The following is a 20,724-nucleotide window of genomic DNA, read 5'->3' as shown; positions in this document are numbered from 1 at the left end:
TTATTAAAAAACATACTCTTTCCCATCTTGTTACGTAAGCACGAGGTAAAATGCTGGTTAAGAATGTCGCATTTTAGTGCTATCCTGTATGCCCTGAACATTACGTGCTATGTTCTGACTTATTCTGCCAGTGATGCGTTTAACACATTGATTTTATGGTGAATTTCTATTGTTAGTATCATGTGAAGCGAAGCAAAGCAACCCTTTGAAAGGTGGGCGGCGCGTTCTGCCCGCCAGCAGGTTGTCGTCCTGAGGATGAGCAGCCTGAACGTTAATTTGAGAGATTTCTTCTTCCTCTGAACGGAGGAAGTATTGAGAATCAGGCCTTTGCGCCTGAACGTTGCGGAGAAAAAGCATGGCGGGAGATGACCGCGAGCCTATCGGACGTAAGGGAAGACCCTCACGTCCGACAAAACAGAAAGTCACCCGTCGCCGGGTCCGGGAAGAGGACTACGACGACGAGTATGATGACGATGATTATGAGGATGAGAAACCGGTGCCGAGAAAAGCCAAAGGCAAAGGTGGCAAGCCTCGTCGTAAGCGCAGCTGGCTGTGGCTGCTGGTCAAGCTGGGGATTGTCTTCGCGGTGCTGATTGCCGCCTATGGCGTCTACCTCGACCAGAAAATCCGCAGCCGCATCGACGGTAAAGTTTGGGAGCTGCCGGCTGCGGTCTATGGACGGATGGTGAACCTTGAGCCGGACATGCAGATCAGCAAAAACGAGATGGTGCGTCTGCTGAACGCCACCCAGTATCGTCAGGTTAGCGCGATGACGCGTCCCGGCGAATACACGGTGCAGGCCAACAGCATCGAGATGATCCGCCGTCCGTTCGATTTCCCGGACAGTAAAGAAGGGCAGGTGCGCGCGCGTCTGACCTTCGACGGCGACCATCTGGAAACCATCGAGAATATGGATAACAACCGCCAGTTCGGTTTCTTCCGCCTCGATCCGCGGCTTATTACCATGCTGCAGTCGCCGAACGGCGAGCAGCGTCTGTTCGTGAAGCGCAGCGGCTTCCCTGACCTGCTGGTGGATACACTGCTGGCGACCGAAGACCGCCACTTCTACGAGCACGATGGCATCAGCCTCTATTCCATCGGCCGTGCGGTGCTGGCGAACCTGACGGCAGGCCGGACGGTGCAAGGGGCAAGTACCCTGACCCAGCAGTTGGTGAAAAACCTGTTCCTCTCCAGCGAGCGCTCCTACTGGCGTAAAGCCAACGAAGCGTACATGGCGCTGATCGTCGACGCCCGCTACAGCAAGGATCGCATCCTTGAGCTGTACATGAACGAGGTGTACCTCGGTCAGAGCGGCGATAACGAAATTCGCGGCTTCCCGCTGGCCAGCCTGTACTACTTTGGCCGTCCGGTGGAAGAGCTGAGCCTCGACCAGCAGGCGCTGCTGGTGGGGATGGTGAAAGGGGCCTCGGTGTATAACCCGTGGCGCAACCCGAAGCTGGCCCTTGAGCGACGCAATCTGGTGCTGCGTCTGCTGCAGCAGCAGCAGGTCATCGACCAGGAGCTGTACGACATGCTGAGCGCGCGTCCGCTGGGCGTGCAGCCGCGCGGCGGGGTCATTTCACCACAGCCGGCGTTCATGCAGATGGTGCGTCAGGAGCTGCAGGCGAAGCTGGGCGATAAAGTAAAAGATCTCTCCGGCGTGAAGATCTTCACTACCTTCGACTCGGTGGCGCAGGATGCCGCGGAAAAAGCGGCTACTGAAGGGATCCCGGTACTGAAGAAACAGCGCAAGCTGGCAGATCTGGAAACTGCCATGGTGGTGGTGGACCGCTTTACCGGTGAAGTGCGGGCGATGGTCGGCGGCGCGGAGCCGCAGTTCGCCGGCTACAACCGCGCGATGCAGGCCCGCCGGTCGATTGGTTCTCTGGCCAAGCCGGCGACCTATCTGACCGCGCTGAGCCAGCCGAATCAGTATCGCCTGAATACGTGGATCGCCGATGCGCCAGTGACCATTCGCCTGTCCAATGGCCAGACCTGGTCGCCGCAGAACGACGATCGTCGCTTCAGCGGCCAGGTGATGCTGGTAGATGCCCTGACTCGTTCGATGAACGTGCCGACGGTTAACCTCGGGATGGCGCTGGGCTTGCCGGCGGTGGTCGATACCTGGACCAAACTGGGGGCGCCGAAGAATCAGCTCAACGCCGTGCCGGCGATGCTGCTTGGCGCGCTGAACCTGACGCCGATTGAAGTGGCCCAGGCCTTCCAGACCATCGCCAGCGGCGGCAACCGTGCACCACTCTCCGCCCTGCGGTCAGTGATTGCGGAAGATGGCACGGTGCTGTATCAGAGCTACCCGCAGGCGGAGCGCGCGGTGCCTGCCCAGGCGGCCTACATGACGCTGTGGACCATGCAGCAGGTAGTGCAGCGCGGGACGGGGCGTCAGCTGGGGGCGAAGTATCCGGGCCTCCATCTGGCGGGGAAAACCGGGACCACCAACAATAACGTCGATACCTGGTTTGCCGGGATCGACGGTAGCCAGGTGACCATCACCTGGGTGGGTCGCGACAATAACCAGCCAACCAAACTGTACGGCGCCAGCGGTGCGATGTCGATTTATCAGCGTTATCTGGCGAACCAGACGCCAACGCCGCTGGTGCTGACGCCGCCGGAAGATGTGGTCGACATGGGCGTGGACAGCAACGGCAACTTCGTCTGCAGCGGCGGGATGCGTTCGCTGCCGGTGTGGACGACGCAGCCGGATGCGCTGTGCCGCCAGGGCGAGATGATGCAGCAGCAGCAGTTGCAGCAGCAGGAAGCGAACAACCCGTTCAATCAGTCCGGGCAGCAGCAGCCTCAGCAGCAACAACAACCGCAGCAACAGCCGCCGAAGCAGCAGGAGAAGAGCGACGGCGTCGCGGGCTGGATCAAGGATATGTTCGGCAGTAACTGATTTAAGCCCTAAGACCAGACCCCTTAAGACGAAAGTATTAAGGGGTTTTTTTATGCCTGTAAAAAAGTTAACGGCTCTTTAACTCCATAATAACTATCTGGTTATTAATTCAGCCTTCAACCCGCAGCGACAGGCATATCGCTTGCCTTGCCTTCGACGTTTCGCCTATTATATCGCCCGTCATAATAATAATTCTCGTTTACGTTATCATTCACTTTCATCAGAGATATACCCATGGCGCGTCCAAAAACTGCTCAGCCAAACCACTCGCTGCGTAAAGTCGCAGCTGTAGTAGCCACGGCGGTTAGCGGCATGTCTGTCTACGCACAGGCAGCAGAACAACCGAAGCAAGAAGAAACCATTACCGTCGTTGCCGCCCCGGCCGCCCAGGAAAGCGCCTGGGGACCGGCGCCGACCATCGCGGCGAAACGCTCCGCTACGGCGACGAAAACCGATACCCCGATTGAAAAAACGCCGCAGTCTGTGTCGGTGGTGACGCGCCAGGAGATGGAGATGCGCCAGCCGACGACGGTAAAAGAGGCGCTCTCCTATACGCCAAGCGTCTTCTCCACCCGCGGCAGTTCGACCACCTATGACGTGGTCACCATTCGCGGCTTCACCACCTCGACGACCGTCAACACCAACCAGTATCTGGACGGCATGAAGCTGCAGGGGAATAACTACTCTGAAGTCTCCATGGATCCTTACTTCCTGGAGCGCGTGGAAGTGATGCGCGGGCCAACTTCGGTGCTGTACGGCAACAGCAACCCGGGCGGTATCGTCAGCATGGTCAGCAAACGCCCGACCACCGAGCCGCTGAAAGAAGTGCAGTTTAAAATGGGCACCGACAATCTGTGGCAGACCGGGTTTGACTTCAGCGACGCCATTGATGATGCCGGCGTCTGGTCTTACCGCCTGACCGGCCTGGGCCGCAGCCAGGATGCCCAGCAGCAGATGGCGAAATCGACCCGCTACGCGGTGGCGCCCTCCTTTAGCTGGCGTCCGGACGATAAAACCGACTTCACATTCCTGAGCAACTTCCAGAATGACCCGGATGCGGGCTACTACGGCTGGCTGCCGCGTGAAGGCACCGTGGTGCCGTATTACGACGCCAATGGTAAGGCGCACAAGCTGCCAACCGATTTCAATGAAGGCGAAGCGGATAATAAAATCTCCCGCCGCCAGAAGATGGTGGGCTACAGCTTCTCCCATCAGTTCGATGACACCTTTACCGTGCGGCAGAACCTGCGCTATGCCGAGGTCGATACCCTGTATCGCTCGGTGTACGGCAATGGCTATGTCGCGCCGGGCTACATGAATCGCGCCTATGTGCGCTCCGACGAGCACCTGAACACCTTTACCGTCGATACCCAGCTGCAGTCTGATTTCGCCACCGGCGCGGTCAGCCATACGCTGCTGACCGGCGTGGACTACTCGCGGATGCGTAATGATGTGGATGCCGACTACGGGACGGCGGATCCTATCAGCATGAATAATCCGCAGTACGGCAACCCGAATATTCAGGTTACCTTCCCGTACGCGGTGCTCAACCGGATGGAACAGACCGGCCTGTACGCGCAGGATCAGATGGAGTGGGATAAGTGGGTCATGACCCTGGGCGGTCGTTACGACTACGCCACCACCTCAACGTTAACCCGCGCCACCAACAGCCTGGCGGAGAACCACGACCAGCAGTTCAGCTGGCGCGGCGGCATCAACTACCTGTTAGATAACGGTATCTCTCCGTACTTCAGCTACAGCGAATCGTTTGAACCGGTATCGGGCTCCAGCAGCAGCGGCAAGCCGTTCGATCCGTCGCGCGGTAAGCAGTATGAAGCCGGCGTGAAATATGTGCCGAAAGATATGCCGGTGGTGGTCACCGCGGCGGTCTATCAGCTGACCAAAGATAAGAACCTGACGGCGGATCCGGCTAACCAGGCGTTCAGCATCCAGACCGGCGAGATCCGCTCCCGCGGCCTTGAGCTGGAGGCGAAAGCGGCAGTTAACGCCAATATCAACCTGACCGCAGCCTACAGCTATACCGATGCGGAATACACTCACGATACGGTGTTCAACGGCAAACGTCCGGCGGAAGTGCCGCGTAATATGGCCTCCCTGTGGGCGGATTATACCTTCCACGAAACCGCGCTCAGCGGTCTGACGATTGGGGCCGGGGCGCGCTATATCGGTTCAACGGTCAGCTACTACAAAAATGACACCAGCACCGGTAAGAAAAATGACTCCTTTAGTGTGGCCGGTTATGCGCTGATGGATGCGACGGTGAAATACGATCTGGCGCGCTTTGGCCTGCCGGGATCGTCGGTCGGCGTCAACGTCAACAACCTGTTCGACCGCGAATATGTCTCCAGTTGCTACAGCGAATACGCTTGCTACTGGGGGGCCGGACGTCAGGTCGTCGCCACCGCCACCTTCCGTTTCTAACCACCTACGGGCGCGGTTCGCCGCGCCCTTTATCAGGTTATCGCTATGCAGGAACAGACTCCGCACGCAGAAACCACCTTCGCGTTGGATCGCGTCACTTTCCGTGTGCCTGGCCGCACGTTGCTCCATCCGCTCTCGCTCACCTTCCCGGCTGGAAAAGTCACAGGCCTGATCGGTCATAATGGCTCCGGCAAGTCGACGTTACTGAAAATGCTTGGCCGTCATCAGCCGCCTTCCGCAGGCGATGTGCTGCTGGACGGGCAGCCGCTGGAGAGCTGGGGCAGCAAAGCCTTTGCCCGCAAAGTGGCCTATCTGCCGCAGCAGCTGCCGCCGGCCGAAGGTATGACGGTGCGTGAGCTGGTGGCCATCGGCCGCTACCCGTGGCACGGCGCGCTGGGTCGCTTTGGCGCGGCGGACCGCGAGAAAGTGGAAGAGGCGATTGCGCTGGTGGGGCTGAAGCCGCTCGCCCATCGCCTGGTGGACAGCCTCTCCGGCGGCGAACGCCAGCGGGCGTGGATCGCCATGCTGGTGGCGCAGGATAGCCGCTGTCTGCTGCTCGATGAACCCACCTCGGCGCTGGATATCGCCCATCAGGTTGATGTCCTCGCGCTGGTGCATCGTCTCAGCCAGCAGCGCGGCCTGACGGTGATCGCCGTCCTGCACGACATTAATATGGCGGCCCGCTACTGCGACTATCTGGTGGCCCTGCGCGGCGGAGAAATGATCGCCCAGGGGACGCCGGCGGAACTGATGCGCAGCGACACCCTGGAACAAATCTACGGCATCCCGATGGGGATCCTGCCGCACCCGGCCGGCGCGGCGCCGGTAAGCTTTGTCTATTGATGATGACCCCGACTCAGATAACCCGACGCCGCCTGCTGACCGCGATGGCGCTCTCGCCGCTGCTGTGGCAGATGCGCGGCGCGCAGGCGGCGAACGTTGACCCGCAGCGCGTGGTCGCCCTGGAGTGGCTGCCGGCGGAGCTGCTGCTGGCGCTGGGCGTCACGCCTTACGGCGTGGCCGATATCCCCAACTATCGCCTGTGGGTGAACGAACCCGCGCTGCCCGACTCGGTGATCGATGTCGGTTTGCGTACCGAACCCAATCTTGAACTGCTGACGCAGATGAAACCGTCATTTATCGTCTGGTCGGCAGGCTACGGCCCGTCGCCGGAGAAGCTGGCGCGTATCGCCCCCGGCCGCGGATTTACCTTCAGCGATGGCAAACGTCCGCTGGCGATGGCTCAGCGCTCGCTGCTGGAGATGGCTGACCTGCTGGGCAAAACACAACAGGCTCAGCACCACCTGGCGGAGTTTGAGGCGCTGATGGCGAGCCTGAAGCCGCGTTTTGCCGGGCGCGGCGACCGTCCGCTGTTGATGATCTCCTTGCTCGATCCGCGCCATGTACTGGTTTTTGGCGAAAACTGCCTGTTCCAGGAAGTGCTCGATCGCTTTGGCATCAAAAACGCCTGGCGCGGCGAAGCGGCGTTCTGGGGCAGCGTCAGCGTTGGCATCGACCGGCTGGCGGCGTTTAACGAGGCCGATGTGATCTGTTTCGATCATGGTAACGAGCGGGAGATGACCCAACTGCTGGCGACCCCGCTGTGGCAGGCGATGCCGTTCGTGCGCGCGGGGCGCTTCCAGCGCGTTCCGGCGGTGTGGTTCTATGGCGCGACGCTGTCGGCGATGCATTTTGCCCGCGTGCTGGCCGAGGCCCAGGGGAATCCGGCATGAATAGGCGTATTTCACCGTTAGCCATTATCCTGCTGGCCGGGCTGCTGGTTGCCGCCTTCGCGTTGAGCATCGTCAATCTCAACGTCGCCTTGCCCTATGCGCAATGGCGGCAGGCGCTGTGGCAGCCGGATAGCGATCGGATTGCCCAGATGCTGTTTCATTACAGCCTGCTGCCGCGGGTGACCATTTCACTGCTGGTGGGGGCCGGGCTGGGACTGGTCGGCGTACTGTTCCAGCAGGTGCTGCGCAATCCGCTGGCGGAGCCAACCACCCTTGGCGTCGCCACCGGCGCGCAACTGGGGATCACAGTCACTACGCTGTGGGCCATCCCCGGCGTGCTGGCGTCGCAGTTTGCCGCGCTGGCCGGAGCCTGTCTGGTGGGAGCGCTGGTGTTTGGCGTCTCCTGGGGCAAGCGCCTGTCGCCGGTAACGCTGATCCTGGCGGGCCTGGTGGTCAGCCTCTACTGCGGGGCGCTTAACCAGCTGATGGTGATTTTCCATCACGACCAGCTGCAGAGCATGTTCCTGTGGAGCACCGGGACGCTGACGCAAACCGACTGGAGCGTGGCGCAGCGCCTGTGGCCGCAGCTGCTGGGCGGCGCAGTACTCACGCTGCTGCTGCTGCGTCCGCTGACCCTGATGGGGCTCGATGACGGAGTGGCGCGCAACCTTGGGCTGGCGCTGTCTCTGGCGCGCCTCGGCGCCCTGACGCTGGCGATCGTAATGAGCGCGCTGCTGGTCAACGCGGTCGGGATTATCGGCTTTATCGGCCTGTTCGCGCCGCTGCTGGCGAAAATGCTCGGCGCCCGTCGACTGCTGGCCCGGCTGCTGCTGGCGGCGCTGATCGGCGCGCTGCTCCTGTGGCTTTCAGATCAGGTGATCCTCTGGCTGAGCAGGGTATGGCGGGAAGTCTCCACCGGCTCGGTCACCGCCCTGATTGGCGCGCCGCTGCTGCTGTGGCTGCTGCCGCGGCTTCGCAGCATCAGCGCCCCGGTGATGAACGGCGGCGATAACGTGCAGCCTGAGCGCTATCACGTGCAAGGGTTTGTTCTCGGGGGCGTCGCGTTGCTGCTGCTGGCGGTGAGCGTGGCGCTGGCCTTTGGTCGCGATGCCCACGGTTGGCTGTGGGCTCACGGCGATCTGCTGGAGCAACTGCTGCCCTGGCGCTGGCCGCGAGTGCTGTCGGCGCTGTTCGCCGGGGTGATGCTGGCGGTCGCCGGCTGTATTATCCAGCGCCTGACCGGCAACCCGATGGCCAGTCCGGAAGTGCTGGGCATCAGCTCCGGCGCCGCCTTTGGCGTGGTGCTGATGCTGTTCTTCGTCCCTGGCGACGCCTTTGGCTGGCTGCTGCCGGCCGGGAGCCTTGGCGCGGCCGGCACCTTGCTGATCATTATGCTGGCCGCCGGGCGCGGCGGCTTTTCGCCGCATCGGATGCTGCTGGCGGGGATGGCGCTCAGTACCGCCTTCACCATGCTGCTGATGATGCTGCAGGCCAGCGGCGATCCGCGCATGGCGCAGATCCTGACGTGGATCTCAGGGTCGACCTACAGCGCGACGCCGGAGAGGGTGGTCCGCAGCGGCGCGGTGATGCTGCTCCTGCTGGCGCTGGCGCCGCTCTGTCGCCGTTGGCTGACCATCCTGCCGCTGGGCGGGGAGGCGGCGCGAGCGGTGGGCATGGCGCTGACCTCATCGCGGATTGTTCTGCTGCTGCTGGCGGCCTGCCTGACGGCGGCGGCGACGCTGACCATCGGCCCGCTGAGCTTCGTCGGGCTGATGGCGCCGCATATCGCACGGATGATTGGCTTCCGGCGCACGCTGCCGCATATGGTGATCTCCGGGCTGACTGGCGGGCTGCTGCTGGTCTTCGCCGACTGGTGCGGACGAATGATCATGTTTCCCTACCAGATCCCGGCGGGGCTGTTATCAACCTTTATCGGCGCGCCGTACTTTATCTATTTGCTGAGAAAGCAGAGCCGCTAACGCGTGGCGTTAGCGCGAAAGATCCCGGATAGCGGCGCGTTGCGCTTTATCCGGGCTACCGTACGGTGCCGTTTTTTTTCGGGTAGCGGCTAACGCCTTATCCGACCTACGGTCCGTGCCATTGCGGGTTTGGTAGGCCGGGTAAGCGGAGCGTCACCCGGCATGCAGGGAGCTTACAGTTTGGCAAACACCCGACGCGCGGCGTCGATGGTATTGTCGATATCTTCTTCGCTGTGGGCCACGGACATAAACCCAGCCTCAAATGCTGACGGCGCCAGGTACACGCCTTCCTCCAGCATCAGATGGAAGAAGCGCTTGAAGCGTTCGACATCGCACTTCACCACATCCTGATAGCAGGTGACAGTTTCGGCATCGGTAAAGAAGATGCCGAACATGCCGCCGACGTTATTGACCACCAGCGGGATCCCGGCGTCACGCGCCGCATCAAGCAGACCTTGCGCCAGCTGGTTGGTCAGCTCGGTGAGGGTTTCATGCACGCCCGGCTGCGCCACTTCGCTTAAGCAGGCGAAGCCGGCGGCCATGGCGATCGGGTTACCGGAGAGGGTACCGGCCTGATAAACCGGGCCGGTGGGGGCCAGAGCGTCCATCACCTCGCGACGGCCGCCGAAAGCGCCTACCGGCATCCCGCCGCCGATGATTTTCCCGAGACAGGTCAGATCCGGCTCCACGCCGTAATAAGCCTGCGCGCCCGCCAGCGCCACGCGGAAGCCGGTCATCACTTCGTCGATGATCAGCAGGGCGCCAAATTCGTCGCACAGCGCGCGCAGGCCCGGCAGGAACTCCGGCTGCGGTGGAATACAGTTCATATTACCGGCGACCGGCTCGACGATGATGCAGGCGATATCCTGTGGATATTGCTCGAACGCCGCGCGCACCGAGGCGAGGTCGTTATAGGTGCAGGTCAGGGTGTGTTTGGCGAAATCAGCCGGCACGCCCGGCGAGTTCGGCTGGCCGAGGGTCAGCGCGCCGGAACCGGCTTTCACCAGCAGGCAGTCGGCATGGCCGTGGTAGCAGCCTTCGAACTTGATGATCTTGTCGCGGCCGGTGAAGCCGCGCGCCAGGCGAATCGCGCTCATGGTGGCTTCGGTACCGGAGTTCACCATCCGCACCATATCCATGGTCGGTACCAGCTCGGTCACCAGCGCCGCCATTTTCACTTCCATTTCGGTCGGCGCGCCAAAGCTCAGGCCGCGTGACGCCGCCTCGATCACCGCGTTGCGGATCGCCGGATGGTTGTGGCCCAGCACCATCGGACCCCACGAGCCGACATAATCGATATAGGCCTTTCCATCCACGTCATAGAGGTAAGCGCCATCCGCGCGTTCGATAAACAGCGGGGTGCCGCCGACGCCGGTAAAGGCGCGCACCGGCGAGTTAACGCCGCCGGGGATCAGTTCGCGCGCAGCATGGTACAGATTTTCAGATTTGCTCATGGCCAGGGTCCTGGTTCGTGAAAAATGTTTTATCGGCTATTCTAAGTTATTCCAGGATGGTTATGAAAGTTTTGCCCAATTGAAACAATGTGCCGCAAGGGCATTTTTTTGACGACGCAGCGCGCCGGGGCGGCTAAAATGCCTCTCTCTTCATTTGTATTACCAATAATTGATAACGGCATGAAAGCAGAAACTCCCTCTTTTGAAGCACATCAGTTCGTGCGGGTGCGTCGCGGCGATGCGGTGCGCCGCTTAATTCAGCGCGATAAAACGCCGCTGGCGGTGCTGTTTATGGCGGCGGTGGTCGGCACGCTGGCCGGGCTGGTGGGCGTGGCGTTTGAAAAGAGCGTGAACTGGGTGCAGAACCAGCGGATCGGCGCGCTGGCGCAGGTAGCGGACCACTGGTATCTGGTCTGGCCGCTGGCGTTTATCTTGTCGGCGCTGCTGGCGATGGTCGGCTATTTCCTCGTGCGCCGCTTTGCGCCGGAGGCTGGCGGATCGGGGATCCCGGAGATCGAAGGGGCGCTGGAGGAGCTGCGGCCGGTGCGCTGGTGGCGCGTGCTGCCGGTAAAATTCATCGGCGGCATGGGGACCCTGGGCGCCGGAATGGTGCTGGGACGCGAAGGGCCGATGGTGCAGCTTGGCGGCAACATTGGGCGCATGGTGCTGGATATTTTCCGCATGCGCAGTCCGGAAGCGCGGCACACGCTGCTGGCGACCGGCGCGGCATCGGGTCTCTCAGCGGCTTTTAACGCGCCGCTGGCTGGTATCCTGTTTATCATCGAAGAGATGCGCCCGCAGTTCCGCTACAACCTGATCTCCATTAAAGCGGTATTTACCGGCGTGATCATGTCGAGCATTGTGTTTCGCATTTTTAACGGCGAGGCGGCAATTATAGAGGTGGGCAAGCTGAGCAATGCCCCGGTGAACACTCTGTGGCTGTACCTGGTGCTGGGGATGCTGTTTGGCTGCTTCGGCCCGCTGTTTAATTTTCTGGTGCTGCGCACCCAGGATCTGTTCCAGCGCATTCACGGCGGCAACATCAAAAAATGGGTGTTAATGGGCGGGATCATCGGCGGGCTTTGCGGTCTGCTGGGGCTGATGCAGCCCTCCGCGGTGGGCGGTGGCTTTAACCTGATCCCCATCGCCGCCGCCGGTAACTTCTCCGTCGGTTTGCTGCTGTTTATCTTTATTGCCCGCGTGGTGACCACGCTGATCTGCTTCTCCTCCGGCGCGCCGGGGGGCATCTTCGCCCCGATGCTGGCGCTCGGCACGCTGCTGGGCACGGCGTTCGGCATGGCGGCTATCCCGCTGTTTCCGTCCTACCATCTCGATGCCGGCACCTTCGCTATCGCCGGCATGGGCGCGCTGCTCGCCGCCTCGGTGCGCGCGCCGCTGACCGGGATTGTGCTGGTGCTGGAGATGACCGATAACTATCAGCTCATTTTGCCAATGATTATTACCTGCCTTGGCGCAACACTACTGGCGCAATTCCTCGGCGGTAAGCCTTTGTATTCGACCATTCTGCAACGTACTCTGGCGAAGCAGGAGGCCGAGCAGGCGGCAAAAGCGCAGCAGGCGCCCCGGGAGAATACTTGAACGATTTACCAGGGTATTAGATAATGGCTCAAAAGGCCCGGTTATTCTTTAACCGGCCGGAAGTATCAATGGGAGCAAAAAATGAGTGATGACGTAGCGTTGCCGCTGGAGTTTACCGAAGCCGCAGCCAATAAAGTAAAACACCTGATTGCGGATGAAGATAATCCGAACCTGAAACTGCGCGTGTATATTACCGGCGGCGGTTGCAGCGGTTTCCAGTATGGCTTCACCTTCGACGATCAGGTGAACGAAGGGGATATGACCATTGAGAAACAGGGTGTCGGCCTGGTGGTTGACCCAATGAGCCTGCAGTATCTGGTCGGCGGCTCTGTCGACTATACCGAAGGGCTGGAAGGTTCGCGCTTTATCGTGACCAACCCGAACGCGAAAAGCACCTGCGGCTGCGGATCCTCGTTCAGCGTGTAAAGCGAGTGCGACCGGGCGTCTTCCCCTTCTGCGAGAGGGTGCCAACGTTAAAAACGGTAACCTCAGGTTACCGTTTTGCTTTTATGACCGTCCGTTATCGTCCAGCGCAAACGTCGGCAGCTTCAGGTGCCAGCGGATCGCCGCCAGACGAATCACCAGGGTCACCACCATCCCCATCATCGCCGAATTCTCCAGCGGGAGATGAAAGGTGTCGTGCGCGGTGGCGTGGACAATGCCGCCCACAATACAGGCGGTGGCGTAGATCTCGGTGCGCAGAATCATAGGAATTTCGCGCGCCAGCACGTCGCGGATTATCCCGCCGCCAACGCCGGTCACCACGCCCATGCACACCGCGACCAGCGGGCCGCTGCCGGCGAGAAACGCTTTATTCACCCCGATGCCGACAAACACCGCCAGACCGACGGCATCAAGAACGGGCAGGATCCATTTCGGCAGCCGGCGCGGCTGGCGGACCAGCAGGATGGTCAGCATGCTGGTGACCATTGCCACCACCAGATCGGTGGGATCTTTGACCCAGAATACCGGGCCATTCGCCAGCGCCATATCGCGGATGGTACCGCCGCCCACCGCCGTCACCACGCCTAACACCAGCACGCCGAATGGGTCCATACGCAATTTCCCCGCCAGCAGAACGCCGGAGATCGCGAAGACAGCTGTGCCAATAATATCCAGCCAATAGACAAGCATCGTTGATTCCCACTGAACATCCGGTATGCCGGATGGTTATTTTACCTGGTCGAGCGCCGCACAAAGTTGTTTGGCGGCGAGGATAATACGTGGGCTTGCGCGTTCAAACCAGTCGCTGTGTAACGCAATCAACGAAATGGTGAGCTGATGTTGCCAAAAGCGCTGCGCTTCGGCGATGCGGCTGGCGTCGCCGGTCACCACAATCGCCTGCGGCTGACGGGCCAGCACCTGTTCGCGGCTCACCTGCGGCCAGGGAACGCGGCTGGCGGCAAAGATATTCTCGCCGCCGCACAGCCTCAGCACCTGATCCTGAATTGAGCCGGGGCCGCTGGTGAATAGCGGTGCGGAACCGAACTGCAGGAAGACGCGTTTCTTCGGCGCGCTGGCATAGCGCGCTTTCAGCGCATCGTATTCCTGCTGCATCGACTGCGCCGCCTGCTGTGCTTTTTCCGGCTGTGGGCTCCACTGCGCCAGCTGACGCAGGGTGGCGATGATCTCTTCGATGGTCGAAGTCTGTACCCACAGGACGTGGATCCCCAGCGACTGCAGCTGGTTAACCTGACGTTCAGCATTACCCCCGCGCCAGGCCAGCACCAGGTCTGGCTTGAGCGCTACGATGCGCTCCAGGTTCATTCCCTGCCAGCTGGCAACTTGCTCAATCGTTTTGGCCTGCGGCGGATAATCGGAATAACTGCTGACGCCGACCGGCGTGATCCCGGCGGCAAAGGCCAGTTCGGTATTGGCGGGGGAGAGGGTGATCACCCGCGGCGCGGCCAGCAGCCACGCCGGGGCGAGTAACAGCAGCGCGGCAAGCGCGAAGGAGAGCGACTTAGCCACGTGCCAGGTTCTGTACCAGATTCTCCACCATCAGGGTGGACTGTCTGGCGGCGACCGCAAGGAACTCCTCAAAGCTGAGGTGGGACTGCTGGTCGGCCACATCGGAGATGGCGCGAACCACCACGAAAGGAACCTTAAAGTTATGGCAGACGTGAGCGATGGCAGTCGCTTCCATTTCCACAGCGATCGCCTGCGGGAAATTATGGCGGATCTTCGCCAGACCGACAGAGCCGTTAATGAAGGCATCACCGCTGACGATCAGGCCGCGAACGGCATTGAGATCTAACGCGTTAATGCAGCTCTCCGCCGCGGCCACCAGTTTTTCGTCCGCTTTAAAGCCGGCCGGGCAGCCAGGCAACTGGCCGTACTCATAGCCGAAGGCGGTGACGTCGGCGTCGTGGTAGCGCGCTTCATCGGAGACGACGATATCGCCGACCTTCAGCGTCGGCGCCAGGCCGCCGGCAGAGCCGGTATTAATGATCACGTCAGGCTGGCAGCGCTCCAGCAGCAGGGTCGCGCCCATCGCCGCCGCCACTTTCCCGATACCAGACTTCAGCAGCGCGACGTCAACGCCGTGAAGTTGGCCGGTATAGATTTCGCTCCCGCCAATAGTGATAGTCTGGCGGTTTTCGATTTTGTCGCGCAGAAGGGTAACTTCCTCTTCCATAGCGCCAATAATGCCAATTTTCATAGATTTACTCGCGATGTGTCAGGTTTAGTTGCATAGTCTATCATGCGCTTAAGGGGAAGCGTATTGCTCGCGCGGGAGAGGCTATGGCAAAGATTGATTTTCGCAACAAGATAAACTGGCGTCGACGCTTCCGTTCGCCGCCGCGTGTCGAGACGGAGCGCGACATCCTGCGGATCTTCGAAAGCGATCGGGGACGGATCGTCAACTCGCCGGCAATCCGTCGCTTACAGCAAAAAACTCAGGTCTTCCCGCTGGAGCGCAACGCGGCGGTGCGTACCCGCCTGACCCACTCGCTGGAGGTGCAGCAGGTGGGACGCTATATCGCCAAAGAGGTGTTGAGCCGGCTGAAAGAGCTGAGGCTGCTGGAAGAGTATGGCCTGGAAGAGCTGACCGGGCCATTCGAGAGCGTGGTGGAGATGGCCTGCCTGATGCACGATATCGGCAATCCCCCGTTTGGCCATTTTGGCGAGGCGGCGATTAACGACTGGTTCCGCCAGCGTCTGGCGCCCGGCGATGCGCTCGGGCAGCCGCTGACCGACGATCGCTGTGAAGTGCAGGCATTACGCTTGCATGAAGGGGAAACGTCGCTTAACGCGCTGCGCCGCAAAGTGCGCCAGGATCTCTGCAGCTTTGAGGGCAACGCCCAGGGCATTCGTCTGGTCCATACGCTGATGCGCATGAATCTGACCTGGGCGCAGGTCGGCTGTATTCTGAAATATACTCGGCCGGCGTGGTGGTCTGAGGCGACGCCAGCCAGCCACAGCTATTTAATGAAAAAGCCTGGCTACTATTTAGCCGAAGAGGAGTATGTGGCGCGCCTGCGTAAAGAACTGGATCTGGCGCCTTACAATCGGTTCCCATTAACCTGGATTATGGAAGCCGCGGATGACATCTCATATTGCGTCGCGGATCTTGAGGACGCGGTGGAAAAACGTATTTTCAGCGCTGAGCAGCTTTATCAGCATCTTTACGACGCCTGGGGCTGCCATGAAAAAGGATCGTTATTCTCACAGGTAGTGGAAAATGCCTGGGAGAAATCACGAGCCAATTCCCTGAAACAGAGCGCGGAAGATCAGTTTTTTATGTATTTGCGGGTGAACACGCTGAATAAGCTGGTGCCCTACGCGGCGCGCCGATTTATTGACAACCTGCCGGCCATCTTTACGGGCGACTTTAATCATGCGCTGCTCGAGGACGACAGCGATTGCAGTCAGCTGCTGGAGCTTTATAAAAATGTGGCGATGAAACAGGTGTTTAGCCATCCGGATGTCGAGCAGCTGGAATTGCAGGGCTACCGGGTGATCAGTGGCCTGCTGGATATCTATCAGCCGCTGCTGAAATTATCGCTCGAGGATTTCAGCGAATTAGTGGCGCAGGAGCGGGTACGGCGTTTACCCATTGCCTCCCGGCTGTATCAGAAACTATCAACCCGCCACCGGCTGGCCTATGTGGAAGCGGTAAATAAGCTGGCGCGCACGGCGCCTGAATTTGCGCTGATGGAATACTATTATCGCTGCCGTCTGATTCAGGATTATATCAGCGGGATGACGGATTTGTATGCGTGGGATGAATATCGGCGGCTAATGGCGGTGGAATAAGCTGGAGTTTTGTAAAGATGGACAATAAATTTTTACTTTTTCCAGAAACTTAATTCCGGAACTTAGCGCTATAAAATGACTCTGATAGTCACGTACACAGCAACTTTCGTTTTCTGATATTGAGATTGAAACTGATGAAAAAAACCACGTTAGCAATGAGTGCACTGGCTCTGAGTTTAGGTCTGGCGTTGTCCCCGCTCTCTGCGAGCGCGGCAGAAACGGCATCTTCGGCCACTAATGCACAGCAGATGCCAAGCCTGGCCCCGATGCTGGAGAAGGTGATGCCGTCGGTGGTGAGCATTAACGTTGAAGGTAGCACCACCGTTAATACCCCACGGATGCCACGTAACTTCCAGCAGTTCTTTGGCGATAACTCGCCGTTCTGCCAGGACGGTTCTCCTTTCCAGAGTTCGCCGTTTTGCCAGGGCGGCGGACAGGGCGGTCAGCCTGACGGCGGCCAGCAGCAGAAATTTATGGCGCTGGGCTCCGGCGTGATCATTGATGCGGCCAAGGGGTATGTGGTGACCAACAACCACGTCGTGGACAACGCCACCACAATTAAGGTTCAACTGAGCGATGGCCGTAAGTTTGATGCCAAAGTGGTTGGCAAAGATCCGCGCTCTGATATCGCGCTGATTCAGATTCAGGATCCGAAAAACCTGACGGCGATTAAGCTCGCCGACTCTGACGCGCTGCGCGTTGGCGACTACACCGTGGCTATCGGTAACCCGTTCGGTCTGGGCGAAACCGTGACCTCCGGGATTGTTTCCGCGCTGGGTCGTAGCGGCCTGAACGTGGAAAACTACGAAAACTTTATCCAGACCGATGCGGCGATTAACCGCGGGAACTCCGGCGGCGCCCTGGTGAACCTCAACGGCGAGCTGATCGGCATCAACACCGCCATTCTGGCGCCGGACGGCGGCAACATCGGTATCGGTTTTGCTATCCCAAGCAACATGGTGAAAAACCTGACCGAGCAGATGGTGAAATATGGCCAGGTGAAACGCGGCGAGCTCGGCATCATGGGGACCGAACTGAACTCTGAGCTGGCGAAAGCGATGAAAGTCGACGCCCAGCGCGGCGCCTTTGTCAGCCAGGTGATGCCGGGGTCGGCGGCCGCGAAAGCGGGCATTAAAGCCGGCGACGTGATCACCTCTCTCAACGGGAAGGCGATCAGCAGCTTCGCCGCGCTGCGTGCCCAGGTCGGCACCATGCCTATCGGCAGCAAAGTTGAGCTTGGTCTGCTGCGCGACGGCAAACCGGTGACCGTGACCGTCGAACTGCAGCAGAGCAACCAGACCCAGGTTGACTCCAGCACCATCTTCAACGGGATTGAAGGGGCGGAAATGAGCAACAAGGGTCAGGACAAAGGTGTGGTGGTCAATAATGTGAAAGCCGGTACCCCGGCGGCGCAGATTGGCCTCAAGAAAGGCGACGTCATCGTCGGGGCGAACCAGCAGCCGGTGAAAAACATCGCCGATCTGCGGAAAATCTTCGACGCCAAACCGTCCGTGCTGGCGCTGAACATTCAGCGCGGCGACGCCTCTATCTATCTGCTGTTGCAGTAACAGTCAGCGCTCGCTCTCCAGCCCCTTCCCTCGCCGAGGGCAGGGGCTTTTTTTCGTTCTGTGACCGCTTCCACAACTCCACATATCTCACCCGGGCTTCGGGCATATGCACAATGCAGCAGAGCAACGACTCTTTTATGCTGGTGCCCTGCAAAGGGGAGGATTACATGGCTGGCTGGCATCTTGATACCAAAATGGCGCAGGATATTGTGGCGCGGACGATGCGCATCATCGATACCAACATCAACGTGATGGATGCCCGCGGGCGGATTATCGGCAGCGGCGATCGGGAAAGGATTGGTGAATTGCACGAAGGCGCGCTGCTGGTGCTTTCCCAGGGGCGGGTGGTGGATATCGACGATGCGGTGGCTCGCCATCTCCACGGGGTGCGCCAGGGCATTAACCTGCCGCTGCGCCTGGAGGGGGAGATTGTCGGGGTGATCGGCCTGACCGGCGAGCCGGAGTCGCTGCGAAAATATGGCGAGCTGGTGTGCATGACGGCTGAGATGATGCTTGAGCAGTCGCGACTGATGCATCTCCTGGCGCAGGACAGCCGTCTGCGCGAAGAGCTGGTGATGAACCTGATTCAGGCGGAAGAGCATACCCCGGCGCTGAACGAATGGGCGCAGCGTTTAGGAATTGATCTGAATCAGCCGCGCGTGGTGGCGATGATTGAGGTGGACAGCGGCCAGCTCGGCGTGGACAGCGCGATGGCGGAGCTACAGCAGTTGCAGAACGCGCTGACCACCCCCGATCGCAATAATCTGGTGGCCATTGTCTCGCTCACGGAAATGGTGGTGTTGAAACCGGCGCTGAACAGCTTTGGCCGCTGGGACGCAGACGATCACGTCCGCCGCGTCGAGCAGCTTATCGCCAGGATGAAAGAGAATGGGCAGCTCCGCTTCCGCGTGGCGCTGGGCAACTTCTTCACCGGCCCCGGGAGTATCGCCCGCTCTTACCGTACCGCACGCACGACGATGATGGTGGGCAAGCAGCGGATGCCGGAGAGCCGCTGCTACTTCTATCAGGATCTGATGCTGCCGGTGCTGCTTGACAGCCTGCGCGGCGGCTGGCAGGCCAATGAGCTGGCCCGTCCGCTGGCACGTCTCAAGGCGATGGACAACAACGGGCTGCTGCGGCGGACGCTGCAGGCGTGGTTTCGCCATAACGTGCAGCCGCTGGCGACGTCAAAGGCGCTGTTTATTCATCGCAATACCCTGGAGTACCGTTTGAATCGTATCTCGGAGCTGACGGGGCTGGATCTTGGCAGCTTTGACGACCGGCTGCTGCTGTATATTGCGCTGCAGCTGGATGAACAACGCTAAGGCGTGGAGGTAAAAAAATGCCGGGTAGCGACTCGCCATACCCGGCCTTGGAGGATGTATACTGTCGGTAGCGGCTTGATACCGCCAGCCCGGTCAGGCGACGCGCCGCCGGGGATGCGCTTACTTACGGGTGAGCTTTTCCAGATCGGCTTCGATTTCGCTGATCTTGTTGGTGACCACACTTTCCAGATGGCGTAAATCGTCGAGGATTTTACGCTTGAGATCGATTTCAGTGCGATCGCGCTGGCAGATCTGATCCAGCTCATCGATAACGTAGCGCAGGTTCGGGCTGATCTCCTGGACCTCTTTGTAGCCCTGGCCGACGCCGTCGGCGACGACGGTTTTGCGCTGACGCGGATATTTGAACTTCACGCTCTTGGCGAAGAATTCGCCTTTGTCTTTCTGAAAGTAAATTTTCAGAATGTCGTTGTTAGCTTCCTGCCGCAGGCTATAGCGATCGATCTCATCAGGGTTGGTAATGCCAAGACTTTTCAGATTATCGTACATAACGGTACCTTTGATAGCATCATAACCATTGAATAATTAACGAAAAAATCCATTTTCGCCAGCATCAAATATAAAAAAAGCGGGATATCTCCCGCTTTTTATTTGCTTTAGTCGATGGTGCGCAGCAGTTCGTTAATGCCGACCTTGCCGCGGGTTTTGGCATCGACTTTCTTCACGATCACCGCGCAGTACAGGCTGTATTTACCATCTTTCGACGGCAGGTTGCCTGATACCACTACCGAGCCAGCCGGCACGCGGCCGTAGAAGACTTCGCCGGTTTCGCGATCGTAGATTTTGGTGCTCTGACCGAGGTAAACGCCCATGGAGATCACGGAGCCTTCTTCGACAATCACCCCTTCAACCACTTCAGAGCGCGCGCCGATGAAGCAGTTATCTTCGATGATGGTCGGGTTCGCCTGCAGCGGCTCCAGTACGCCACCAATGCCGACGCCGCCGGACAGGTGAACGTTTTTACCGATCTGCGCGCAGGAGCCGACGGTGGCCCAGGTGTCAACCATGGTGCCTTCGTCAACGTAGGCGCCGATGTTCACATAGGACGGCATCAGCACGGTGTTGCGGGCGATGAACGCGCCCTGACGAACCGCTGCCGGCGGCACCACGCGGAAACCTTCTTTCTGGAAACGCGCTTCGTCATAGTCAGCGAATTTCATCGGGACTTTATCGAAGTAGCGGCTTTCCGCACCATCGATAACCTGGTTATCGTTAATACGGAAAGAGAGCAGTACCGCCTTCTTCAGCCACTGATGCGTCACCCACTGACCGTCGATCTTCTCAGCGACGCGCAGCGCGCCGGAATCCAGAAGGGCGATAACCTGGTTAACCGCTTCGCGGGTCACGGTGTCCACATTAGCCGGCGTGATGTCGGCGCGACGCTCGAAAGCGGACTCAATAACGTTCTGTAACTGCTGCATTGTTTCTTTCCATT

16 protein-coding genes are annotated in these 20,724 nt (G+C 59.8%); 10 read left to right on the top strand and 6 right to left on the bottom strand.

Features of this window, described 5'->3' with window-relative positions; genetic code table 11:
• Positions 1–355 precede the first annotated feature (355 nt).
• The 5 genes from mrcB to fhuB all read left to right on the top strand — a co-directional run bounded on the left by mrcB (position 356) and on the right by fhuB (position 9,065).
• Positions 356–2,911 (top strand): bifunctional glycosyl transferase/transpeptidase, encoded by a 2,556-nt coding sequence (gene mrcB / locus GT756_RS20860; RefSeq protein ID WP_023319766.1) that lies wholly within the window; start codon positions 356–358, stop codon positions 2,909–2,911.
• A 234-nt stretch (positions 2,912–3,145) separates the two neighbouring features.
• Positions 3,146–5,353, top strand: coding sequence for a ferrichrome porin FhuA (gene fhuA, locus GT756_RS20855; RefSeq protein ID WP_160125044.1), 2,208 nt, complete (start codon positions 3,146–3,148; stop codon positions 5,351–5,353).
• Between the two features lie 45 nt (positions 5,354–5,398).
• Positions 5,399–6,196, top strand: a complete 798-nt coding sequence (fhuC, locus tag GT756_RS20850; protein WP_004204431.1) for a Fe3+-hydroxamate ABC transporter ATP-binding protein FhuC — start codon at positions 5,399–5,401, stop codon at positions 6,194–6,196.
• Positions 6,196–7,086: a Fe(3+)-hydroxamate ABC transporter substrate-binding protein FhuD gene (gene fhuD, locus GT756_RS20845; protein WP_004204432.1), complete on the top strand. Its 891-nt coding sequence runs from the start codon at positions 6,196–6,198 to the stop codon at positions 7,084–7,086. The genes fhuC and fhuD overlap by 1 nt, the downstream gene beginning before the upstream one ends.
• The gene (fhuB, locus tag GT756_RS20840) at positions 7,083–9,065 is read left to right on the top strand and encodes a Fe(3+)-hydroxamate ABC transporter permease FhuB (RefSeq protein ID WP_160125043.1); all 1,983 of its coding nucleotides are present in this window, start codon (positions 7,083–7,085) and stop codon (positions 9,063–9,065) included. The genes fhuD and fhuB overlap by 4 nt, the downstream gene beginning before the upstream one ends.
• A gap of 173 nt (positions 9,066–9,238) precedes the next feature.
• Here fhuB and hemL read toward each other — a convergent pair whose 3' ends face one another.
• The gene (gene hemL / locus GT756_RS20835; RefSeq protein ID WP_017900647.1) at positions 9,239–10,519 is read right to left on the bottom strand and encodes a glutamate-1-semialdehyde 2,1-aminomutase; all 1,281 of its coding nucleotides are present in this window, start codon (positions 10,517–10,519) and stop codon (positions 9,239–9,241) included.
• A gap of 180 nt (positions 10,520–10,699) precedes the next feature.
• Between hemL and clcA the strand changes: the two genes are divergently transcribed.
• A complete protein-coding gene (gene clcA, locus GT756_RS20830; RefSeq protein ID WP_004204436.1) occupies positions 10,700–12,118 on the top strand; it encodes a H(+)/Cl(-) exchange transporter ClcA in 1,419 nt (472 codons plus the stop codon).
• Positions 12,119–12,199: 81 nt separating this feature from the next.
• On the top strand, positions 12,200–12,544 hold the full coding sequence (gene erpA, locus GT756_RS20825; RefSeq protein WP_002889275.1) for an iron-sulfur cluster insertion protein ErpA: 345 nt from the start codon (positions 12,200–12,202) through the stop codon (positions 12,542–12,544).
• An 81-nt stretch (positions 12,545–12,625) separates the two neighbouring features.
• Here the strand turns inward: erpA and GT756_RS20820 are convergent, their stop codons facing one another.
• The 3 genes from GT756_RS20820 to mtnN are packed head-to-tail and all read right to left on the bottom strand — an operon-like array spanning position 12,626 to position 14,780.
• Entirely contained in the window at positions 12,626–13,252 is a 627-nt protein-coding gene (locus GT756_RS20820; protein WP_004204437.1) for a TRIC cation channel family protein, read from the bottom strand.
• A 36-nt stretch (positions 13,253–13,288) separates the two neighbouring features.
• Positions 13,289–14,089, bottom strand: a complete 801-nt coding sequence (btuF, locus tag GT756_RS20815; RefSeq protein ID WP_151629170.1) for a vitamin B12 ABC transporter substrate-binding protein BtuF — start codon at positions 14,087–14,089, stop codon at positions 13,289–13,291.
• Positions 14,082–14,780: a 5'-methylthioadenosine/S-adenosylhomocysteine nucleosidase gene (gene mtnN, locus GT756_RS20810; protein WP_004204440.1), complete on the bottom strand. Its 699-nt coding sequence runs from the start codon at positions 14,778–14,780 to the stop codon at positions 14,082–14,084. The genes btuF and mtnN overlap by 8 nt, the downstream gene beginning before the upstream one ends.
• Before the next feature lie 83 nt (positions 14,781–14,863).
• On the opposite strand from mtnN, the gene dgt reads away from it, so the two are divergent.
• From dgt to cdaR, 3 genes are all read left to right on the top strand, one after another.
• Positions 14,864–16,378: a dGTPase gene (dgt, locus tag GT756_RS20805; RefSeq protein WP_004204441.1), complete on the top strand. Its 1,515-nt coding sequence runs from the start codon at positions 14,864–14,866 to the stop codon at positions 16,376–16,378.
• A gap of 134 nt (positions 16,379–16,512) precedes the next feature.
• Positions 16,513–17,946 carry a serine endoprotease DegP gene (degP, locus tag GT756_RS20800; RefSeq protein ID WP_004145870.1) on the top strand — a complete coding sequence of 478 codons (1,434 nt, stop codon included), beginning with the start codon at positions 16,513–16,515 and terminating at the stop codon, positions 17,944–17,946.
• 167 nt (positions 17,947–18,113) lie between these two features.
• Positions 18,114–19,271 (top strand): DNA-binding transcriptional regulator CdaR, encoded by a 1,158-nt coding sequence (cdaR, locus tag GT756_RS20795; protein WP_004204443.1) that lies wholly within the window; start codon positions 18,114–18,116, stop codon positions 19,269–19,271.
• A gap of 120 nt (positions 19,272–19,391) precedes the next feature.
• On the opposite strand, the gene GT756_RS20790 is transcribed toward cdaR, so the two are convergent.
• The gene (locus GT756_RS20790; RefSeq protein ID WP_002889292.1) at positions 19,392–19,778 is read right to left on the bottom strand and encodes a DUF3461 family protein; all 387 of its coding nucleotides are present in this window, start codon (positions 19,776–19,778) and stop codon (positions 19,392–19,394) included.
• Between the two features lie 107 nt (positions 19,779–19,885).
• Positions 19,886–20,710, bottom strand: coding sequence for a 2,3,4,5-tetrahydropyridine-2,6-dicarboxylate N-succinyltransferase (gene dapD / locus GT756_RS20785; protein ID WP_002889295.1), 825 nt, complete (start codon positions 20,708–20,710; stop codon positions 19,886–19,888).
• Between the last annotated feature and the right edge of the window lie 14 nt (positions 20,711–20,724).

This window comes from Klebsiella sp. Q2, assembly GCF_009900705.1.
Classification (GTDB): domain Bacteria; phylum Pseudomonadota; class Gammaproteobacteria; order Enterobacterales; family Enterobacteriaceae; genus Klebsiella; species Klebsiella quasipneumoniae.
Note: the sequence above shows the minus strand (reverse complement) of the source record. Positions and strands in the feature narration are given on the sequence as shown.